General features: G+C 63.2%; 17 protein-coding genes. 6 read left to right on the plus strand and 11 right to left on the minus strand.

Annotated elements, in window-relative coordinates:
* Positions 1–17: 17 nt before the first annotated feature.
* The gene (pdxH, locus tag ASD50_RS19950; protein WP_056245254.1) at positions 18–623 is read left to right on the plus strand and encodes a pyridoxamine 5'-phosphate oxidase; all 606 of its coding nucleotides are present in this window, start codon (positions 18–20) and stop codon (positions 621–623) included.
* A 98-nt stretch (positions 624–721) separates the two neighbouring features.
* Here the strand turns inward: pdxH and ASD50_RS19955 are convergent, their stop codons facing one another.
* Both ASD50_RS19955 and ASD50_RS19960 read right to left on the minus strand, forming a co-directional pair.
* Positions 722–1477, minus strand: a complete 756-nt coding sequence (locus ASD50_RS19955) for a crotonase/enoyl-CoA hydratase family protein (protein WP_056245257.1) — start codon at positions 1475–1477, stop codon at positions 722–724.
* Between the two features lie 28 nt (positions 1478–1505).
* Positions 1506–3281: an acyl-CoA dehydrogenase family protein gene (locus ASD50_RS19960; protein WP_056245261.1), complete on the minus strand. Its 1776-nt coding sequence runs from the start codon at positions 3279–3281 to the stop codon at positions 1506–1508.
* Positions 3282–3803: 522 nt separating this feature from the next.
* Between ASD50_RS19960 and ASD50_RS19965 the strand changes: the two genes are divergently transcribed.
* Positions 3804–4940: a glycoside hydrolase family 25 protein gene (locus ASD50_RS19965; protein ID WP_056245263.1), complete on the plus strand. Its 1137-nt coding sequence runs from the start codon at positions 3804–3806 to the stop codon at positions 4938–4940.
* On the opposite strand, the gene arsC is transcribed toward ASD50_RS19965, so the two are convergent.
* Together arsC and purD are read right to left on the minus strand one after the other, a co-directional pair.
* Positions 4928–5350, minus strand: a complete 423-nt coding sequence (gene arsC, locus ASD50_RS19970; protein ID WP_056245266.1) for an arsenate reductase (glutaredoxin) — start codon at positions 5348–5350, stop codon at positions 4928–4930. The genes ASD50_RS19965 and arsC overlap by 13 nt on opposite strands.
* Positions 5347–6627, minus strand: coding sequence for a phosphoribosylamine--glycine ligase (purD, locus tag ASD50_RS19975; protein WP_056245269.1), 1281 nt, complete (start codon positions 6625–6627; stop codon positions 5347–5349). Before purD ends, arsC begins: the two co-directional genes overlap by 4 nt.
* A gap of 138 nt (positions 6628–6765) precedes the next feature.
* Here purD and ubiA point away from each other — a divergent pair, with 138 nt between their 5' ends.
* Complete coding sequence (gene ubiA / locus ASD50_RS19980) at positions 6766–7749, plus strand: 4-hydroxybenzoate octaprenyltransferase (protein WP_056245272.1); 984 nt, start codon at positions 6766–6768, stop codon at positions 7747–7749.
* A 149-nt stretch (positions 7750–7898) separates the two neighbouring features.
* Here the strand turns inward: ubiA and ASD50_RS19985 are convergent, their stop codons facing one another.
* From ASD50_RS19985 to ASD50_RS19995, 3 genes are all read right to left on the minus strand, one after another.
* Positions 7899–8465 carry a DUF6101 family protein gene (locus tag ASD50_RS19985; RefSeq protein WP_056245273.1) on the minus strand — a complete coding sequence of 189 codons (567 nt, stop codon included), beginning with the start codon at positions 8463–8465 and terminating at the stop codon, positions 7899–7901.
* Between the two features lie 181 nt (positions 8466–8646).
* On the minus strand, positions 8647–10077 hold the full coding sequence (locus ASD50_RS19990) for an FAD-binding oxidoreductase (RefSeq protein ID WP_056245278.1): 1431 nt from the start codon (positions 10075–10077) through the stop codon (positions 8647–8649).
* Between the two features lie 9 nt (positions 10078–10086).
* Complete coding sequence (locus ASD50_RS19995; protein WP_056245282.1) at positions 10087–11058, minus strand: L-threonylcarbamoyladenylate synthase; 972 nt, start codon at positions 11056–11058, stop codon at positions 10087–10089.
* Positions 11059–11211: 153 nt separating this feature from the next.
* Here ASD50_RS19995 and ASD50_RS20000 point away from each other — a divergent pair, with 153 nt between their 5' ends.
* Both ASD50_RS20000 and ASD50_RS20005 read left to right on the plus strand, forming a co-directional pair.
* The gene (locus ASD50_RS20000; protein ID WP_156465195.1) at positions 11212–11754 is read left to right on the plus strand and encodes a hypothetical protein; all 543 of its coding nucleotides are present in this window, start codon (positions 11212–11214) and stop codon (positions 11752–11754) included.
* Positions 11755–11844: 90 nt separating this feature from the next.
* On the plus strand, positions 11845–12228 hold the full coding sequence (locus ASD50_RS20005; protein ID WP_156465196.1) for a hypothetical protein: 384 nt from the start codon (positions 11845–11847) through the stop codon (positions 12226–12228).
* A 22-nt stretch (positions 12229–12250) separates the two neighbouring features.
* On the opposite strand, the gene glyS is transcribed toward ASD50_RS20005, so the two are convergent.
* The 3 genes from glyS to ASD50_RS20020 form a co-directional block, all read right to left on the minus strand.
* Complete coding sequence (gene glyS / locus ASD50_RS20010; RefSeq protein WP_056245294.1) at positions 12251–14593, minus strand: glycine--tRNA ligase subunit beta; 2343 nt, start codon at positions 14591–14593, stop codon at positions 12251–12253.
* A gap of 119 nt (positions 14594–14712) precedes the next feature.
* Positions 14713–15642: a glycine--tRNA ligase subunit alpha gene (locus tag ASD50_RS20015; protein WP_413813912.1), complete on the minus strand. Its 930-nt coding sequence runs from the start codon at positions 15640–15642 to the stop codon at positions 14713–14715.
* A gap of 195 nt (positions 15643–15837) precedes the next feature.
* Positions 15838–17613: a tetratricopeptide repeat protein gene (locus tag ASD50_RS20020; protein ID WP_056245813.1), complete on the minus strand. Its 1776-nt coding sequence runs from the start codon at positions 17611–17613 to the stop codon at positions 15838–15840.
* Between the two features lie 285 nt (positions 17614–17898).
* Here ASD50_RS20020 and ASD50_RS20025 point away from each other — a divergent pair, with 285 nt between their 5' ends.
* A complete protein-coding gene (locus tag ASD50_RS20025; protein WP_056245300.1) occupies positions 17899–19338 on the plus strand; it encodes an FAD-binding oxidoreductase in 1440 nt (479 codons plus the stop codon).
* A gap of 47 nt (positions 19339–19385) precedes the next feature.
* Here ASD50_RS20025 and ASD50_RS20030 read toward each other — a convergent pair whose 3' ends face one another.
* Positions 19386–20186: a cation transporter gene (locus ASD50_RS20030; protein ID WP_056245304.1), complete on the minus strand. Its 801-nt coding sequence runs from the start codon at positions 20184–20186 to the stop codon at positions 19386–19388.
* Between the last annotated feature and the right edge of the window lie 5 nt (positions 20187–20191).

Genomic DNA, 20191 nt, shown 5'->3' on the forward strand with positions numbered 1-20191 from the left:
TCAAAGGCAATGCAAAATTGACGTCGCAACCAGATTTCACCGAAGCCGCCGAACCCTATCGCCTGTTCGGGCAATGGCTGGACGACGCCACCAAGTCCGAACCCAATGATCCAAACGGCGTCGCGCTGGCCACGGTGGACGCCGACGGCCTGCCCGACGTGCGCATGGTGCTGCTCAAGGGGTTCGACGAGCGCGGCTTCACTTTCTACACCAATTTCGAAAGCGCCAAGGGCCGCGAAATCCTCGGCAACATGAAGGCGGCGATGTGCTTCCACTGGAAATCGCTGCGGCGGCAGGTGCGCGTGCGCGGTCCGGTCGAGATCGCCAGCGACGCAGAAGCCGATGCCTACTACGCATCCCGTCCGCGCGGCAGCCGCATCGGCGCCTGGGCCTCGAAGCAGTCAAGGCCGCTCGAAAGCCGTTTCGCGCTGGAAAAGGCGGTGGCCGAATACACCGCCCGCTACGCCATCGGCGAAATCCCGCGTCCGAAACACTGGTCAGGCTTCCGCATCATGCCGCAAACCATCGAGTTCTGGCACGACCGGCCGTTCCGCCTGCACGACCGCATCGTGTTCACCCGTCAACCCGACGGCGGATGGGGCAAGACCCGGCTTTATCCGTAACGCTTGGCGCCGTCTCCCCGGCCCTCCGCCAGCGGCCCAGAGGTTCGTCACCCGAAAAGCCAAATCGCTGGCTTTTCGGCCACTTCGCGGACCGCTCCTTACCCTGCCTTCTTCCGGCTCATGAAGGCCGACAGGGCCGCGTGCGCCTCGCTTGACTTCAGCCGCTGGCGAAAATGCTCGGCCTCTTCCCGGATACGGGCCACCAGTTCGTCGCGCGGACCGCGCATCAGGTCGCGCGCGATTTTCAACGCCTCGGGTGGCTTGGCGGCAATATCTTCCGCGGCGGCCAGCACCGCGCCTTCAAGGCCGTCTTCCTCGACCACGTCGTAGATCAACCCCACCCGCCTGGCATGCTCGGCCGAAATCCCCTCGCCCAGCCCCAGCAGCGCAAACGACCCTTGCCGGCCGAGAATCTGCGGCGCAAGCAGGCTCGAGCCAGCCTCCGGCACAAGGCCCAGATCGACGAAGGGTGTGCGGAACACCGTGCGCGGCGTGGCGAAGGTCAGATCGCAATGCAGGTTGAGCGTCGTGCCGATACCCACCGCAATGCCGTCGACGCCCGAAACCATGGGCTTTTGCGAATTGGCAAGCGCCATCAGGAAATCCCAGACCTCGTTGCCGCCTTCCGCGCCAGTCGCGACAGCGAGAAAGTCGGCAAGGTCGTTGCCCGCGGAAAACGCACCCGGCACGCCAAGGAAGACATTGACGCGGACCGACGGGTCGGCGTCACCCTGGCTAAGCGCCGCCGACATCGCGGCATACATGGCGCGGGTCAGCGCATTCTTCTTCTCCGGCCGGTTCATGCGGATGATCTGCACCGCGCCGCGCCGTTCGATTAGGATATGGTCTGTCAAAATCTTTGTGCCTCTGGATGGAACGGTTTCAGACTGAAATCAGCGTCTTGCCCGCCTGGATAAGGCTCGAAGCCCCTTCGATGACCCGGTCCTTGAGCGCAGCCACCTCGGCCAGCATATTTTCGGCAAAGAAGCGGCAGAGCGCAAGGCGCGGTTCGGACGGGTCGGCAATCGCCGCACGCGCCAGATAGGCGCTGCCGGCGGCAAGCGAAAACAGCCTGAGATAGGGCGTCGCCCCCGCGAGAGCCTCCTCGACCTGCCCATTTTCGAGCTGGTACTGCAGGAACCGCGTGGCCTCGGAAAGATCGTCCAGCGCCTGGTCGAGAAGGTCTGCCGTCTGGCCGAAACCGCCCTGCCCGGACGTGCGCACCGCACTTGCGATTGCTACAAGGTCGTCGATGTAGCTGTGCACTTCCTCGCCTTCGCGCAGCGGCAGCTTGCGCGCGACAAGATCGATCGCCTGGATGCCGTTGGTGCCTTCGTAGATCGGCGCAATGCGCGCATCGCGGTAGAGTGCTGCCGCGCCCGTCTCCTCGATGAAGCCCATGCCGCCATGCACCTGGATGCCGAGCGAAGCGACATCGACACCGGCGTCGGTCGAGAACGCCTTGGCCAACGGCGTCAGCAGATTGGCGCGGTCGAGCCACTTTGCGCGAGCTGCGCCTTCCGACACCCGCGCCATATCGATGGCATGGGCACAGCTATAGCTGATGGCGCGCGAAATCTGCGTCAGCGCCTTCATGGTCAGCAGGTTGCGCTGCACGTCCGGATGATAGACGATCGGGGCCATGCCGTTGCCGGAATATCCGGCGGCCTTGCCCTGCCTGCGCTCGTTGGCATAGGCGAGCGCCTTCTGGAATGCCATCTCGGCAATGCCGACGCCCTGCATGCCGACATTGAGCCGGGCGTTGTTCATCATCGTGAACATGCAGGCCAGCCCCTTGTTCTCCTCGCCGATCAGCCAGCCGACAGCGCCCGGCTTGTCGCCGGCAAAGCCGTCGCCATAGATCATGGTGCAGGTCGGCGAGCCGTGAATGCCGAGCTTTTCTTCCAATCCCGAGCAGAACAAGTCGTTGCGAGCACCCAGCGAACCATCCTCGTTGACGAGGAATTTCGGCACCAGGAACAACGAAATGCCGCGTGTTCCGGCAGGCGCATCCGGCAGGCGCGCCAGCACCATATGCACGATGTTGTCGGTGAAATCGTGCTCGCCATAGGTGATGAATATCTTCTGGCCGAAAATGCGATAGGTGCCGTCGCCGGCAGGCTCGGCGCGGGTGCGCAGGGCCGCCAGATCGGAACCGGCCTGCGGTTCGGTCAGGTTCATGGTTCCCATCCACTCGCCGGAAACCAGCTTGGCGAGGTAGGTCTGCTTGAGCTCTTCGGTCGCGTGCTTGTCCAGCGCCTCGACCGCGCCCATCGTCAGCATCGGGCCGAGGCAAAAGGCAACCGATGCCGAATTCCACATTTCGAGTACGGCAACCGAAAGCATCATCGGCAGGCCTTGCCCGCCATATTCCTCCGGTGCCGCCACCGCATTCCAGCCGCCTTCGGCCCAGTTCTTATACAGGTTTCGCCAGCCCGCAGGCGTGGTCACCGCACTGTCTTTCAGCACCGCGCCCTTCTCATCGCCTGCCTTGTAAAGCGGCGCGATTTCTTCCGAGGCGAACCGTCCCGCTTCATGAAGCACGGCGTCGATCAGGTCTTCGCTGAGGTCGCCGAATGTACCTGCCGCCAAAGCTTCCCTCAGGCCGGCCACGTGTTTCAATGTGAAGGCTATTTCCTCGACGGGTGCGCGATACATCCGCTTTAGCTCCTGTGACTGCCATCATTTTCAGGCACCAGCCGATCAAAACGCTACGGCCAGCCTTGTTGGACTGCACTTTACGTAAACGTCAATAATTGTCACGCTGATTTTATAAATCCGCCTCTTGTGCGATACATACAGGATTGCGAAAGACATCGCCATGCTCGCTCGATCAGACCATTGTATTGAATGCGGCCGCCCCTTCAGGGCCGAGGGATTTGCATATTGCGAAGGCAAGCCCGAAAACGGCCCGGCCTACTGGTCGGATCGCGGCCTGCTCTGCTCGCCCAAATGTTCACTGGTCCATCACAACAAGCGGATCGCTGAAGGCAGCGTACAGCAGCAGCCAGCGCCCGAACCGTTCATGCCCGCAGGCAAGCGCTAGCCATTTCATGGGTGGCTGCCGGTTTGATTAGCCCTGCAAGCAATTCGTTAACCATAAATCTCCAGTATTTGCGGCAAATCATGAGGGAATCAGGCTTGGGATTTCCGGGGCGACCTTTCTTGCGGGCAGCACTGATGGCGGCAGCGACAACGCTTGCCGCTCTTTTGCCTGCCCAGGCGTCCGATTTCTCCGAACCGTGGAAGAAGCCCAACCGGGCGCTGGTCATAGACGCCTACGAGTACAACTCCATCGACTGGAACGCGCTCGCCTCCGACAAGCGCATCGTCGGCTTCATCAACAAGGCCTCCGACGGCCTACCGCCGCCCTACGCCTGTTCCGGCGACGAAGAAGCCATCAAGCTTTGCAAGGCATTGTGGAAACGCCATGCGGTGGCGCGCGAGTTGTTCCACACCCGCCGCACCGTGGCGAAGGCGCTCGGCCTTGAATGGGGCGCTTATCATCTCGCCCGCCCCGGCAATCCGGTCGATCAGGCCAACAACTTCATCGACTTCGCCGAACCGGCGCCGGAGGACCTGCTTGCCCTCGACATCGAGGACAACGATCCCGGACAGTGGATGTCGCTGGACGACGCCGAAGAGTTCGTGCGTCAGGTCCATCGCCGCATCGGGCGCTTCCCCATTCTCTACACCAACGGCTCGACCGCCAAGCACATTGCCGACAACCGCTTTCGCTACCGTCTCCTATCGCGGCTGCCGCTCTGGTATGCCCGCTACAAGCCCGACATCGACATGCATTTCCCGAAGGGCAACTGGGATGGCTACGCGCTGTGGCAGTTTTCGGCGCAAGCCAACTGCAACAGCCGCCGTTGCCCCTACCGCCCGCCCGGCACCCCGCTGGACATCGATGTGAACGTCGCCCCGATGGCCGCCGATGAATTGCGCGCCCAATGGCCGTTCGGCCATCTCATCGACGTGCCGACCGACTATCTGGCCAGTGTCCCGGTCCCCATCGCGCGTAGCGAAGGGCTCAAGGGCAAGGTCGAGATCACCTATGCTGCGGTTGCCACGCCGCCCACCGTCGGAGAGCTTGTCGCCGCAGTCAGCAGCGGCTGGGCCAAATTCCGAGCTGCCTGGACACTGCCTCCGGTGGCGGCGAAACTAGCTGGGGACGATCCCTATCGGTACGGCATGGTGGAATACGCCTTCGTCAGGCTGGAGGGCCGGGCGGCGCTTGTCGCCAAAGCCGATCCCGGTATCGACCCGATCGCGACCGGATCGATCAAGAAAGACGCGCGACCTTACTGGCCCTGAGCGGCCTGTCGCGCCTTGACGATCTCGCCGTCTTCCTTGGTGAAATCACCGATATCGGGATTGGCAAGCAGGTCGAGAACCGTTTCCGACGGCCGCGTCAGCGCAACGCCTTTTTCCGTTATGACGATCGGGCGTTCGATCAGGATCGGATGCTCCATCATGAAATCGACGATCTCATCGTCGCTCCATTTCGGATCGTCCAGCCCAAGTTCCGCATAGGGCGTGGCCTTCTTGCGCAACAGTTCGCGCGGCTTCATGCCCAACAGCCTGAGCAATTCAACCAGTCTTTGCCGCGTCGGCGGCGCTTTCAGATATTCGATGATCTCCGGCTCTTCGCCCGAGGCACGGATCATCGCCAGTGTGTTGCGCGAAGTCCCGCAGGCGGGATTGTGGTAGATGGTCACGCTCATTTCACGAATTCCCTGTCGACCGCGCGCCAGCCGATGTCGCGGCGGCAGAAACCCTGCGGCCAATCGATGAGGTCAACAGCGGCATAGGCCTTCGTCTGCGCTTCGCCGGCAGTCAGGCCGGTCGCCGTCACGTTGAGCACGCGTCCGCCATTGGCAATAAGTTCGCCATCCCGCAAAGCGGTGCCGGCATGGAATATCTCCACGCCCTTGCCCGCTGCGGCCTCGGTATTTCGAATGACGGAACCCTTTTCCGGTGAGGCCGGATAGCCCTTCGCCGCCATCACCACCGTCAGCGCCGTCTCGTCGCGCCAGCGCGCCGACATATGCGAAAGCTGGCCATCCACCGCTGCGTTCAGCAGCGTCAGCAGATCTTCCTTCAGGCGCATCATCAGCACCTGGCATTCGGGATCGCCGAAACGGGCATTGAACTCGATCAGTTTCGGCGCGCCCTTGCCGTCGATCATCAGGCCGGCGAACAGCACGCCGGAAAACGGCATGCCTTTTTCGGCCATGCCGCGCATAGTCGGCTCGACGATCTCGCGCATGGTGCGTTCGACCACTTCCGGCGTCATCACCGGTGCCGGCGAATAGGCGCCCATGCCGCCGGTGTTCGGCCCGGTATCACCCTCGCCGACGCGCTTGTGATCCTGCGCTGTACCGAACGGCAGCGCCGTGGCGCCATCGCAAAGGCAGAAAAAGCTCGCCTCCTCGCCGGTCAGGAATTCCTCCACCACAACCTCGGCGCCCGCGCTGCCGAACGAGCCGTCGAAGCAGGCTTCCAGCGCGCCAAGCGCCTCGGCAAGCGTCATCGCAACGGTCACGCCCTTGCCGGCCGCAAGCCCGTCCGCCTTGATGACGATCGGCGCGCCCTTTTCCTCGACATAGGCCCGGGCCGCCGCCAGACTGTCGAAGCGGCCATAGGCTCCGGTCGGAATGCCGTAGCGCGCGCACAAATCCTTGGTGAAGCCCTTCGATCCCTCAAGCTGCGCCGCAGCCTTCGATGGGCCAAAGACGCGGATGCCCTTGGCGCGCAGGTCGTCGGCAATACCGGCAACAAGCGGCGCTTCCGGCCCGACGACGACGAGGTCGATGTTGTTGCCCAGGCAAAACCGCGCCACCGCCGCATGGTCGGTTATGTCAACCGCAACCAGCTCCGCTTCCTTCGCGATGCCGGGATTGCCCGGCGCGGCATAGAGCTTGGTCAACATTGGCGAAGCGGCGAGCCTCCACGCCAGCGCATGCTCGCGGCCGCCCGAGCCGAGAAGAAGAACGTTCATGCTGGCTGTACCTCGCTGTCCAATCCGATGGCGAAACTTCCGGTATGTGTCCCCAGCCGCCCGGTCAAGCTTTGCCTCGACTTATCAAGGGCAATTCGTCGTCTTGACTGCACCGCCCGGCGCTGCCACTCCAGCGTCATGGAAACCATTCAGTCGAAAGCCGCCCAGGGGCGTGTCGCCGATGCGCCAAGCGGGCACTGGGTCTACCGGGTGCTGCCGCGGTGGCTGTGGCCTTATGCGCAGCTTGCGCGCTGGGATAGGCCTATCGGCTGGCAGTTGCTGCTTTGGCCATGCTGGTGGTCGGCAGCGCTCGCCGCCACGGCCTATGCCCGCCCGACAGATCCGATCCTGACGCTTCTGCCGCAGCCCTACACGCTTGTGCTGTTCCTCATCGGCGCCATCGCCATGCGCGGCGCAGGCTGCACCTACAACGACATCGTCGATGAAGACATCGACGTCGCCGTCGAGCGCACGCGCTCGCGCCCGCTGCCATCGGGAAAAGTCAGCCGCCGCCAGGCGTGGACCTTCCTCGTCATCCAGGCTTTGATCGGCCTTGCCGTCCTGTTGCAGCTCAACAGCTTTGCCGTCGGGCTCGGCATCTCGTCCTTGGTGATCGTCGCCATCTACCCATTCATGAAGCGATTCACCGACTGGCCGCAACTCGTTCTCGGCCTTGCCTTTTCCTGGGGCGCGCTGATGGGCTGGGCAAACGAGTTCGGCGACATCGATGCACCGGCCATCATGCTCTATATCGGCTCGATCCTGTGGGTGATCGGCTACGACACCATCTATGCGCATCAGGACAAGGAGGACGATGCCATCGTCGGCGTGCGCTCCACCGCGCGGCTGTTCGGCGACAACACCAAGGCTTGGCTGGCCGGCCTCTATGCGGGTGCGCTGATGTGCTTTGCGGTGGCCTTCGCCAATGCGCAGGCGCCCGTTCCGGTAATGGCCGGGCTGATCGCAGCCGGCGCGCACATGGCGCGCCAGATCTCCACCCTCGACATCGACAATCCCGACCAGTGCCTGCGCCTGTTCAAATCGAACAACCAGGTCGGCTGGCTGGTCTTCCTCGGCATTGTCGGCGGCGCGGCATGGGCAGCGCTCAAGCCGCTGTTGTAGCGGCCCGCAATTGACCTAGGCTGGGCCCCAGATTCAGGTCAGGGCGAGCCGAGAATGGTGATTTTCGAGAACCGGAGCGGAATGTACGTTTGGTACATGAGCACCGGAAGCGCAGGAAAGCGCCATTAGCAGGCCGCCATCACCTGAATCTATTCGGCGGCGATGATTTCCTCGCCATCGACCACCAGCCTGAGGCCAAGGTCACCAGCGCGGCGGCGGGCAAGGAAGCGCGGCCGCCTCTGGTTGGAAACGCGACCCTTGCGGCGTTCCTGCGGCGGCAGCGTCTTCAGCGCCGCGCCAAGGGATTCCTCCAGCGTGCGCGCCTCGCCATCGGCCTCGATCAGAAGCATGGGCAGCCTGTAGGCGTCGGCCCATGCGCGCCAGTCGGCAGCGACGTCATCGAGATCGTCAGCCACCAGAAGCGGCACCGAAAGCATCGGGTCGTTGTGCAACAATTCCAGCGTCACGGTGACGTTGCCGTCCTCGTCTTCCATGGCGCGCGCGGCCACACCCCGGAAGGCATTGGCCGGCAGCGCGATAATGGCGGGAAGGCCACTCATCTCGAGCGTGCGGCGGATGACAGCGCCACGATGATCGATCGTGGAGGTCACGTCACCGTGGTCGTCGCGGGTCGCGTAGCTCACCACTTGCGGCAAGCGGAACGGGTCGAGGCGCATGTTGCGTCCCGCCCAGACTGGCTTCAGTCCAGATTTCATCAGTGCCTTCCTGTCTCTCCTGAGAGCCGGTTTTCCGGTTCTCCCCGGGCCGTTTTCCAGCCTCGTTATGGATCAGACGGTAGCGTGCCCACCTTACCGGCGGGCTTAAAAAAGTCGGTTAAATTTTGCTGATCTGCCAAATGGTTAGCGGAATCCGACCGGCCCCGAGAATTGGAAAGGATCAGATAACCTTACCGGGATTCATGATGCCTGCCGGATCGAAGGCGCGCTTCACCCGCCGCATCAGGTCGATCGCCATCGGCGGGGCTGTCGCGATCAGTTCGTCGCGCTTCAACTGGCCGATGCCGTGCTCAGCCGAGATCGACCCGTCGAGCGCCCGCACCACGTCATGCACAGCCTTGTTCATGGCGTGATAGAGGTCGAGGAAGGCATGGTCGTCGCCGCCCTCCGGGCGCGAGATATTATAATGCAGGTTGCCGTCGCCCATATGGCCGAAGCAGACGACACGCGCGCCGGGACTCACCGAGGCCACGGCCTTTTCCGCCCGCTCGATGAAAGCCGGTATGGAGGAAATCGGCACGGAAATGTCGTGCTTGATCGATGCGCCCTCCGGCTTCTGCGCTTCCGGCAACAGTTCGCGGAAATTCCAGAACGCAGAACTTTGCGCAAGGCTTGAGGCGATCACCGCATCGCCGATGATTTCCGCATCGAATGCTGCCGACAATATGTCTTCGATGAGCGCGCGCGCGTCCTCTGCCGAGCGGCCCGAGGAAATCTCCGTCAACACATACCAGGGCCAGTCGCCTTCCAGCGGGCGCACCACGCCGCTCGCATGCGCAAGCGTGAAATCGTAAGGCCGCTTGCCGATCAGCTCGAACGCCGTCAGCGCGCTGCCCGCCCGTGCGCCAGCCGCTCCAAACAGGGCAAGGGCGGCCTCAGCCGACGGCAGGCCGACAAAGGCCACCTCGCGGCCCTTCGGCTTCGGGAACAGCTTCAGCACCGCAGCCGTGATCACGCCCAGCGTGCCCTCTGCCCCGACGAACAGGTTCTTCAAATCGTAGCCGGTATTGTCCTTCTTCAGCTTGCGCAAATCGTCGAACACCTCGCCCGTCGGCAGAACGACTTCCACGCCAAGGCACAGTTCGCGCGCATTGCCATAGGCCAGCACATTGGTGCCGCCGGCATTGGAGGAAAGGTTGCCGCCGATCTGGCACGAGCCTTGTGCGCCCAGCGAAAGCGGGAATAGCCGGTCAACGCCGTCCGCCGCCTGCTGAAGTGTCTGCAAAATGACGCCCGCCTCCGCCGTCACCGTATTGGACTGGACGTCGATCTCTCGGATGCGGTTCAGCCTCGACAGCGACAGCACCACTTGCCTGCCGCTCGCATCCGGCACCTGCGCGCCAACCAGCCCGGTATTGCCGCTTTGCGGCACCACCGGCGTGCGCGTCTCGGTGGCAAGCCGCAGGATGCGGCTCACTTCCTCCACGCTGCCCGGCCTCAGCACGAGCTGGCTGCGGCCATGCCACAGGCCGCGCGGCTCTATCAGATAGGGCGCGATGTCGTCCGGCGCGTGCAATGCATACCTGTCGCCGACAATGTCGGCAAAGCGCTGGACAAGGGCGGGATCGAGGTGAGAAACGGCATCGTTCATTCTGAAAGCCTATGCTCCAGCCTCGGCCATGTCACGCGGGGCAGCGGCCCGCGCCAACCGGTCGTTGATCGCTTCGCCCAGACCCTGCATCGGAACCGGCTCTACGGCGATGACGCCCGCGCCGCTGCCGTCGAGTTCGCGCATGAAGGAAAACAGGTTCGTCGCCGCTTCACGCAAATCGCCGGTCGGCGAGAGATTGAGCGTCATTGCCGCGCGCTCGGCACCCTTGGCGCGCGTTGGCCCGAAGGCGAGCAGCGCCTCGCCTTGGCCTACGCTCATGGCATTCAGCCGCATCGCCGCATTCGGCGCATAGTGCGAAGCCATCATGCCAGGTGCCTGGATGCCCTTTGCGCCGCGTTCCAGCTTCATGCCAGTGGCGGCCTCGATCTCTTCGGCGGCGATGCCACCCGGCCGCAACAATTTCAGCTTTCCGTCCTCGCCCCTGACGATCGTCGATTCCACACCGACCGGCGTTGCGCCGCCATCGACCACCAGCTTGATGCGCCTGCCGAGATCGGCCGCCACCGCTTCCGCCGAGGTCGAGCTGATGTGGCCCGAACTGTTGGCGCTGGGCGCCGAGAGCGGCCTGCCGAGTGCCGCGATCAGCCTGTTGCCGAAGCCGCGCGGCATGCGCAGCGCGATCGTGTCCAGACCGGCAGTCGCCAGCGGATGGATGCCCGCATCCGGCTGGAGCGGCACCACAAGCGTCAGCGGTCCGGGCCAGAACAGTTCGGCCAGCTTGCGCGACAAGGGATCGAACACGCCGATGCGTTCGGCCATTTCCAGGTCGCAGACATGCGCGATCAGCGGGTTGAAGCGCGGACGGCCCTTGGCTTCATAAATGCGCGCGACCGCCTCGCCATTGGTGGCGTCACCGGCAAGGCCATAGACCGTCTCGGTCGGTATGGCGACGACCTCGCCCGCCTGAAGCAGCGCCAGCGCACGGTCCAGTGCCTTGTCGGCGGGAAGTATCTCAGCCACGAGCCAAACCTTTCTGGCGCCTGCCTACAGCGGTGGGCAGGATGCGGCAAGCGTCGTCGGCAAAAGCCAATTCATTAAAATGCGAACTGTGCTCACAAGCGGATATCAACGCTCCTTCGCTATGTTGGCGGTGAAAGCTGGGGGAACAAGCTCTTGTCCTTGCGTATCATCACAATTGGAATGATTTCGCTTGCAGCCATGACGGGCAGCGCGGCAGCCTCGTCTTTCGTCACGTTCGGCGAGCCTGCACCGGCCTCGACCCCGTCCATCGTGGTCATGGGCGCGCCCGACCCGATCGTGGTTGCCGCAACGGAATCCGCCAAGCCAGAGACCCCCACCGACCCGTCTCAGAAGGCGCTCAGCCAGATGACGCCGGGCAGTTGGCAGCAACTGCCTGCCACGGCCGCCGTCGAGCCGGAAGTCGTCAGCCCTTCCATCGTCGCCTATGGCATGCCGTGGCCGCCTGTCACCTATGAGAAGGTCGCGGCCATTCCGAAGAAAACTTCATCCAAGGCCCACTTCGCGCCGATGGTCATCCGCGGCGGCATCGTCGGCGACGTCTTTGCGCCGGCAACGGCCAGCGCTCAGCCTCAGCAGGCTTCTGCTGAAAGCGGCGCCACTGCGCCTACCGAAGCGCCAGCGACTTCGGCGCAACCAATGGCGGCGAACCGCAACCCTACGCCACAAGCGCGCTAGCTCCACCCACGTCCTTTTGCATGAGTTGCAATCGGCTGCTCCGCAAGGCAGCCTGCCTCACAGTTGCCAGAACGTGAGTGGGGGGAGTTCATGCACTGGATGTTGAAGCCGCTTGCGGCCAACGTCGCGCTTGGTTTTCTGACGCTGCCTGCAATGGCCGACATGCTTCTCGGCAGCTATGTCGCCCGCATCTCGCAGGACGACCATTTCGCCAGCGACGGCTACCCGCTCGACAGCGCGGCGCAGATGGTGAGGCAAGATCGCGCCAACTGGCATCGCTTCGGGCAGGTTGACCGCGAGGACGAAAACGACCGCTGGTTCAAGACCAACCAGCAACGTTCGAGGCTCCAGAGGATGCTCGAACAGCGCGGTGCAATGGACGCCGCCACACGCCGCGCCATCACCAATGGCCGGCCTCTCATCCAGGTCGATGTCTACAGCAGCAGCGTGCAGGTCATCATTCTGGAGCGCTGATCTCCCACCGCTCCCGGCCCGGCTACCCGGCAATCTTCGAGAAATCCGCCACCTGATCGGTCGCGGCGCGGATGCGCGTCAGCAACGCAAGGCGATTGGCCCGCACCGCCAGGTCGTCGTCGTTGACCAGCACCTGTTCAAAAAATGAATCAACCGGTTCACGCAAAACGCTAAGCGCCAGCATAGCGCCGGAAAAGTCTTCCTTTTGAATCGCTTCGCCAGCTTTCTTCTCGGCCTGATTCACCGCGTCGAACAGCTTTTTCTCCGCATCTTCCTTGAACAGCGAAGGCTCGACGGCAGCCGCAACGGCGGTGCCCTTCTTCTCCTCGGCAGCGAGTATGTTGGCCGCGCGCTTGGTGCCGGCGAGCAGGTTCTTGCCGTCATCGGTTTCAAGGAATTCGCCCAGCGCCTCGACGCGACGGACGATCATGAGAAGATCATCGGACTCAGGTGTGATCACCGCATCGATCAGATCGTGCCTTGCGCCTTGATCGCGCAGATAGACCTTTAGACGGTCGTGGAGGAATGAGAGGAGGTCGTAGTTGATCCTTGCTACCATCTCACGCGCTGCACTTATTGCAGCAGACAGGCTAGGCGAGCCCAGTAGCTGTTGAAAGACCTCGTTAGATAGAGATTCATCAACAAGCCCGACCGAAGTCAACTTTCTTGCAGCATCTATGTAAGGCCAAGAGTCCTCTTTCTGAAATTTCTGAAAGTAACTCACGGCTGAGAGGCTAGTGATTTTGACAAGTTGCAGTCTAAGCTCTCTCTCCAGAACGATGCGGATCACCCCCAGTGCCGCTCTGCGCAATGCAAACGGGTCCTTGCTGCCTGTTGGCTTCTCATCAATCGCCCAGAAGCCGACCAGCGTATCAAGCTTGTCGGCCAGCGCCACGGCGACCGAAACCGGATCGGTCGGCACACGATCCGACGGACCTTGCGGCTTATAATGATCTTCGATTGCCGCCGCGACCGAGGCATCCTCTCCCTGCAGCAGCGCGTATTTGCGGCCCATCGCGCCTTGCAATTCAGGGAACTCTCCGACGATCTCGGTGGTCAGATCAGCCTTCGCCAACACCGCCGCGCGGCGGGCCAGAGCAGGCTCGAACCTGGTCAACATCGCCAGTCTTTCAGCTAACCTGCGAATGCGCGCCACCCGTTCGCCTTGTGTGCCCAGTTTGGCGTGGAAGGTCACGCCGAGATGATCGAGGCGCGCCATGCGCTGGTCGAGCGGCTTTGCCAGATCCAGCTCGAACTTTTCCGCCGAGCCCTTCAACTGGTCGATGTCAGGCACATTTGCCTGGTCGGTCTTCCAGAAATGCACCGCATCGGAAAGCCGTGCCCGCACCACCTTGCCGTTGCCGTGGGCAATTTCCTTGCCGCCGTCCTTCGCCTCGATGTTGGCGACGAGCAGGAAGCGGTTGGCAAGCGCCTCGCCTTCGCCCTGCGGGCGCGAGACAAAGCACTTCTGGTTGGCGCGGATGGTCAGCCGGATCACTTCCGGCGGGATGGCGAGGAAGTCCTGTTCGAACTCGCCAAGCAGCACCACCGGCCACTCCACCAGCCCGGACACCTCTTCCAGCAGGCCCTCGTCCTCGACCAGTTCCAGCCCATTGGCAAAGGCAAGGTTCTTCGCATCCGACAGGATGATTTCCTTGCGCCGGTCAGCGTCGAGCACGACCTTTGCCGCTTCCAGCTTGGTCACATAGTCATCGAAGCGCTTGGCGGTGATGGCGTCAGGCGCGTGAAAACGATGGCCATAGGTCACGTTGCCGGAACGGATGCCGTCGACCTCGAAGTCGACCACCACCGGCTCTTCCGTTTCCGGGCCGAAGGTGCACAGGATCGATTGCAAAGGCCGCACCCAGCGCAGCGCATCGCCGCCGCGCCCTTCGACGCCGCGATAGCTCATCCCCTTCGGGCCGGACGCCGCGCCCCAGCGCATCGATTTCGGCCACGGGAATGCCTTGATGATGCCCGGCATCAAATCGGCGATGATCTCTTCCGCCGCCCTGCCCGGCTTCGAGATATGGGCAACGTAGAAATCGCCCTTCTTCGGATCGGTATGGACGTGCGCCTCGCTGATCGAGCTCAGTCCCGCCGACCGCAGAAAACCCGTGATCGCCTGTTCGGGCGCCTTCGTGCTCGGCCCCTTGCGTTCCTCGTGAATGTCCTTGGAGCGCGCCGTCAGCCCGCGAATGTCCAGCGTCAGCCGGCGCGGCGTCCAGTATTCGCGCGCCGCCTCATAGGTCAGGCCGGCTTCCACCAGCCCGTCCGTCACCAGTTTCTTCAGGTCGCCCGCCGCCTTGCGCTGCATGCGGGCCGGAATTTCTTCGGAACGAAGTTCAAGCAGAAGGTCGGGCATCAGAGTTTTTCCACCCGCATGCTATTTTCTTGTTTGCACGTCCTCGCGCCTGCGGCGCTGCGGTCGTGCGGCTGGGCGGGAATTTCCTCGGAGCGAAGTTCAAGCAGCAGATCAGGCATTTATGCAGCCTCCCCGACGAGCGAAAATCCGCCGGCGTCGGTCAGAAGGAACGCCTCGCCGCAGGCTTTGGCGAGGTTGCGCACGCGCAGGATGTAGCTTTGCCGCTCGGTCACCGAAATGACGCCGCGCGCATCGAGCAGGTTGAAGACATGGCTCGCCTTGATGCACTGATCGTAGGCCGGCAGCACCATCTTGTGCGGCTGGCCTTGCGACGAAGGCGCACCGGCGGCCAGCAGCGCCTTGCACTCGCCCTCGGCGTCCTCGAAGTGCTTCAGCAGCATCGCCGTATTGGCGAACTCGAAATTATGCCGCGAATATTCCTGCTCTGCCTGCAGGAAAACCTCGCCATAGGTCACCTTCTCGGCGCCCTCGCGGCCGTTGAAATTGAGGTCGTAGACGTTGTCGACGCCCTGCACATACATTGCAAGGCGCTCCAGACCGTAGGTCAGTTCGCCCGCCACCGGCGCGCATTCGATCCCGCAAACCTGCTGGAAATAAGTGAACTGCGACACCTCCATGCCGTCGCACCAGCACTCCCAACCCAGCCCCCAGGCACCCAGCGTCGGGCTTTCCCAGTCGTCCTCGACGAAGCGGATATCGTGCAGCAGCGGATCGACGCCGATTGCGTTCAGCGAGCCGAGATAAAGTTCCTGCAAGTTCTCCGGATTGGGCTTCAGGATCACCTGATACTGGTAGTAGTGCTGGAGCCGGTTGGGGTTCTCGCCGTAGCGCCCGTCCTTGGGCCGGCGCGAAGGCTGCACATAGGCCGCGTTCCACGCCTTCGGCCCCAGCGCGCGCAGCGTCGTGGCCGGGTGGAAAGTGCCCGCGCCAACCTCCATGTCGTAGGGCTGCAGCACGACGCAACCGTAGTTTGCCCAGTAGTTGTGCAGGGTCAGGATCAGCCCCTGGAACGAACGGCTGGGATGCATATGGGCGGGAAGATCGGCGCTCACGGGAATGGCCTCGGCGGCAATGGCAGGATGCGGCCTTCCCTAGTGCCCCTGCCCGGAAGCGTCAAGGCAGACTGCCGGAGCGCGCCATGCGACAATGGTCGCTTCGGCGCAATCCAACCTCGAACTTCGCCGTTCCGGCCGGTTCCCGCCGCCTGCGGGAAGTCCCGGCTCTTACCCCTTCGGCGCCGGCGCCGGCTTGGGCTTTGCCGGCGGCGTGTCCTGCGCGGTGTTGGCCTCGATCGGCGGCAGGCCCTTGGCGAGCTTTTCCTGCACCGAGGCAAGCACGTCCGGGTCGGGCTTCAGGTCGCGGGCGTAGCTCCACTGGAAGGTCGCTTCCAACCTGCGGCCAACCCGCCAATAGGCGTCGCCGAGGTGGTCGTTCAACACCGGGTCTTCCGGCTTCAGCGAAACGGCGCGCTCCAGTTCGCGCACCGCGTCCTCGAAGCGGCCGAGCTTGTAATAGGCCCAGCCCAGCGAATCGACGATGTAGCCATCGCTTGGCCGCAGGTCGACGGCCTTCTGGATCATCTCCAGCGCTTCCTTGAGGTTCATGTTCTTGTCGACCCAGGAATAGCCCAGGTAGTTCATCACCTGCGGCTGCTCCGGATTGAGTTCCAGCGCCTTGCGGAAATTCGGCTCGGCCTTCGGCCAATCCTTCAGCCGCTCATAGGCGATGCCGCGCTGGTAGAAGATGTTCCAGTTCTCCGGCTGCGGGTTGGCCAGGCGCTCCACCGCCTTGTCGTAGAGGTCGGCGGCGGCGCGGAAATCCTCCTTGGAGGCATAGACCCCGCCCAGAGCGATATACCCGCGCATTTCGTCGGGGCGCGCCTCGACCAGCTTCCTCAGGTGCGCGATCGCCTCGTCGTTGCGGTTGAGGTCGGCAAGGTTGAGGCCAAGCTGGAGCTCGGCCACTTCCTTCAACGGCGAGGTTTCAGGAATGCGCTTGTAGAAACTGATCGCGCGCTCGCCGTCCCGCTGCTGCTCGGCCACCGCCGCAAGCTGCACCAGCGCGGTATCGCTGTTCGGCTTCAGCGCCAGCGCGTATTCAAGGTAAAGCCGCACGAACGGCTCGCCGCCGCCCCGGTTCAGCGCGGTCGCCAGGTTGATCAGTATTTCGGCAACGCCCTCGGCAGGGTCAGCCACCAGCGGCTCGATCTTGTCGCCCTTGCTGATCTGCTCGCGCAGGGCCGTGATCTCGATCTTGCCGGAAACGAACGTCTCGGCCTGGTCGAGCGCTTCGAGCGCCTTGTCCTTTTCGCCATTGCGGGCAAGGAAGCGGGCATAGGATTCGACGCAGCGCAGCCACGTCTCGGGCGCCGCACCCGCCGCCGCCGAATTCTTCACCGTCGCTTCATAGGCCTCGCGCGCCTTGTCTTTCAGCCCGGTGGCGTCGGCGATCAGGGCGCGATGATACGACTTGAACAGGTCGAACCATTCCGGCCCCTGCAGCTTGTCGACATAGGCCATGGCGTCCGTGCCGTCGCCGGCGCCGGCACGCGCCCAGCCGGTCATCACGCCGGCAATGAGACGGTCGAGATCAGCCTGCAGCGAGAGCTTCAGCCAATACTCGGCCTTGGCGTAGTCCTTCTTGCGGAACGTATCGACCGCCAGCGCCAGGCGCGAGAAGCGCTCGACGTCCGGCACCTCCTTCAGCTTGTCGGCATAGGGCAGCGATTCGTCGAAACGGCCCTGCGCTATCAGCGACAGCATCAGGCTTTGCTGTAGCGTCGTATCGTCGGGCGCGAAGGCCAGCGCCTGCTTGTAATAGGTGATCGCGTTATCGAGGTCGTTGTCGCCTTCAGCTACGCGGGCAGCCAGGAAAGCGCCGGAAAACGAAGTGATTTCAATAGGCTTTTCCGCTTCCTGGGCGATAGCGGCCTGCCCCGGAAACACCAGGCCCGTCATCATAGCCAGGCCCGCGAGCCAGCGAACGCGTCTTTGCCGCATCGTATTCCTTTCAGCCGAAAGCGCCCCGGCAACCTGCCGGGACCCGCCGCAATCCCTCATGTCGCGGCAAAGCATGGCCTTTTTGCGATGCAGCTTCAATCCGCCAGCGCGTCACAATCAGGTCACTCGCAATTCCACCGCCATTTCGATCCGGTTTTCGAGCCCACGGCGCGATGCCGTTCCCGCCGGAAGACACAGTGATTTACTTGTACGGCTGCTAATATAGGCGCACAATCCGCTGGGCAACAAAAGGGGGGCATTCCGCAGTCAAATCGGGAGGAACCCATGAAAGATTTGACCCTCACAACACTTGAGTTCGGAAAGACAAGCATAAAGGCCGCGGCTCTCGAAGCGCTCTCGACGCAACTGCGCGGCACTCTTTTACGCAAGGAAGATGCAGCCTACGACGAGGCTCGCTCGATCTGGAACGCCATGATCGACCGCAAGCCGGGGCTGATCGTGCGCTGCATCGGCGCATCCGATGTCATCAGCGCCGTTCGCTTCGCCCACGACAACCACCTGCTCGTTTCGGTGCGGGGCGGCGGCCACAACATTGCCGGAACCGCGGTCTGCGAAGGCGGCATGATGATCGACCTGTCGCCGATGAAATCCGTGCGCGTCGACGTGGCCGGCAGGCGCGCCACCGTCGAGCCGGGCGCGACGCTTGCCGATGTCGACAAGGAAACACAGGCCTTCGGGCTGGTCGTGCCGACCGGCATCAACTCCACCACCGGTATTTCCGGCCTCACCCTCGGCGGCGGCTTCGGCTGGACGACGCGCAAGTTCGGCCTCACGCTGGACAACCTTCATTCCGCCGATGTGGTCACGGCCAAGGGCGAGCTTGTGCGCGCCAGCGTGGCGGAAAATCCGGATCTGTTCTGGGCGTTGCGCGGCGGCGGCGGCAATTTCGGCATCGTCACGGCATTCGACTTCCAGCTCCATAAATTCGGCCCGCAAGTCCTGTCCGGTCTCGTTGTCCATCCGTTCGCCGACGTCGAAAACGTCATGCGCGAATATCGCGCGGCCCTGGAAAAGGCCCCTGATGAGCTCACCTGCTGGGTGGTCATGCGGCAAGCGCCGCCGCTGCCATTCCTGCCTGCCGAATGGCACGGCAAGGAGGTGGTGGTTCTGGCCATGTGCTATGGCGGCGATATCAAGGAGGGCGAAAAGGCGATGGCGCGCCTGCGCGGTATCGGCAAGCCGATCGCCGATGTCGTCGGCCCGAATCCTTTCACCGGCTGGCAACAGGCGTTCGACCCGCTGCTCACACCAGGTGCCCGCAACTACTGGAAGAGCCACGATTTCATCGAACTGCCGGATTCGGCGGTGGGTGTGCTCGCCTCGGCCATCCGCAAGCTTCCGGGTCCCGAATGCGAGATATTCGTCGGCCATGTCGGCGGTGCGGCAGGCCGCGTGCCTCCGCATGCCACGGCATTCCCGCAGCGAAGCTCGCATTTCGTCATGAACGTCCATGCGCGTTGGCGCGAGGCCAGCATGGACAAGACCTGCATCGGCTGGGCTCGCGGCATCTATGAAGCGGCCAAGCCGTTCGCAGCCGGCACCGCCTACATCAACTTCATGCCGGAAGACGAAGTCGATCGTGTCGAAGCGGCCTATGGTGCGAATTACAGGCGGCTGGTCGAGATCAAGCGCCGCTATGATCCGATGAACATGTTCCGGATGAACCAGAATGTGAAACCGATGGAAGGCAAGCGCGCAGCCTGATCGGTCAGGCAACCGGCGGACAGATCGTCTCCCCGCCGGTTGCAACCTTATTCGGCGGGCAGCGCCGAATGTTGACCTTCAACCCGATATTCGGCCCATGCCTGGCGCAGAATCTGCACCGAAGACGTCAGGAAAATACCGGCCATAAGTGCTGCGACCGCAAGGTCGGGCCATGCCGACGAGGTTCCCCAGACGCCAAGCGCCGCCGCCATGACCACGACATTGCCGATAGCGTCGTTGCGCGAGCATAGCCAGACCGAGCGCACGTTGGCGTCGCCGTCCTTGTAGGGCAAAAGGAACACCACCGAGGCCACGTTGGCAGCCAGCGCCAAAAGGCCGATGACGCCCATCACCTCGGCGCTCGGCAAGCCGAGTATCAGCGTCTGGTAGACGGTCGAGCCGAACACCCACACCGCCATCAGGCTGAGCGACAGGCCCTTGAACAGCGCAGCGGTCGCCCGTGTACGCAGGCTGGCTCCGATCACGGCAAGGCTCAGGCCGTAAGTTACGGTGTCGGCGAGGAAGTCCAGCGCGTCGGCCTTCAGCGCCTGCGAGCCGGCAAGCTGGCCTGCCGTCATCTCGGTCAGGAACATCGCGCCGTTGATCGCGATGACCGCCCACAAGACGCGCTTGTAGCGAACGTCCATGCCGTCGAAAACAGGCACGCCGCCGGAGCAACAAGTATGGCCCGAATCCGCCGCTGCAGGGGCCTGCCCCGAATGCGAGTGCTCATGATCGTGCTTGCATGAATGGCCGTCTTCGTGGGCATGGTCGTGATCGGGGGCATTGGCGTGGGAATGCTGCTCCTTCCCCTCCGCTTGGCCATGGCCGCAACACTGTTCGCTCATCTTTG

The sequence above is a fragment of the Mesorhizobium sp. Root552 genome, assembly GCF_001427285.1.
GTDB lineage: Bacteria > Pseudomonadota > Alphaproteobacteria > Rhizobiales > Rhizobiaceae > Mesorhizobium.

Coding starts and splice junctions, on each gene's coding strand:
- ASD50_RS19960 (WP_056245261.1), bottom strand. CDS start 3,281: ATGTATCGCGCACCCGTCGAGGAAATAGCCTTCACATTGAAACACGTG.
- ASD50_RS19965 (WP_056245263.1), top strand. CDS start 3,804: ATGGCGGCAGCGACAACGCTTGCCGCTCTTTTGCCTGCCCAGGCGTCC.
- arsC (WP_056245266.1), bottom strand. CDS start 5,350: ATGAGCGTGACCATCTACCACAATCCCGCCTGCGGGACTTCGCGCAAC.
- purD (WP_056245269.1), bottom strand. CDS start 6,627: ATGAACGTTCTTCTTCTCGGCTCGGGCGGCCGCGAGCATGCGCTGGCG.
- ubiA (WP_056245272.1), top strand. CDS start 6,766: ATGGAAACCATTCAGTCGAAAGCCGCCCAGGGGCGTGTCGCCGATGCG.
- ASD50_RS19985 (WP_056245273.1), bottom strand. CDS start 8,465: ATGAAATCTGGACTGAAGCCAGTCTGGGCGGGACGCAACATGCGCCTC.
- ASD50_RS19990 (WP_056245278.1), bottom strand. CDS start 10,077: ATGAACGATGCCGTTTCTCACCTCGATCCCGCCCTTGTCCAGCGCTTT.
- ASD50_RS20005 (WP_156465196.1), top strand. CDS start 11,845: ATGCACTGGATGTTGAAGCCGCTTGCGGCCAACGTCGCGCTTGGTTTT.
- glyS (WP_056245294.1), bottom strand. CDS start 14,593: ATGCCCGACCTTCTGCTTGAACTTCGTTCCGAAGAAATTCCGGCCCGC.
- ASD50_RS20015 (WP_413813912.1), bottom strand. CDS start 15,642: ATGCATCCCAGCCGTTCGTTCCAGGGGCTGATCCTGACCCTGCACAAC.
- ASD50_RS20020 (WP_056245813.1), bottom strand. CDS start 17,613: ATGCGGCAAAGACGCGTTCGCTGGCTCGCGGGCCTGGCTATGATGACG.
- ASD50_RS20025 (WP_056245300.1), top strand. CDS start 17,899: ATGAAAGATTTGACCCTCACAACACTTGAGTTCGGAAAGACAAGCATA.
- ASD50_RS20030 (WP_056245304.1), bottom strand. CDS start 20,186: ATGAGCGAACAGTGTTGCGGCCATGGCCAAGCGGAGGGGAAGGAGCAG.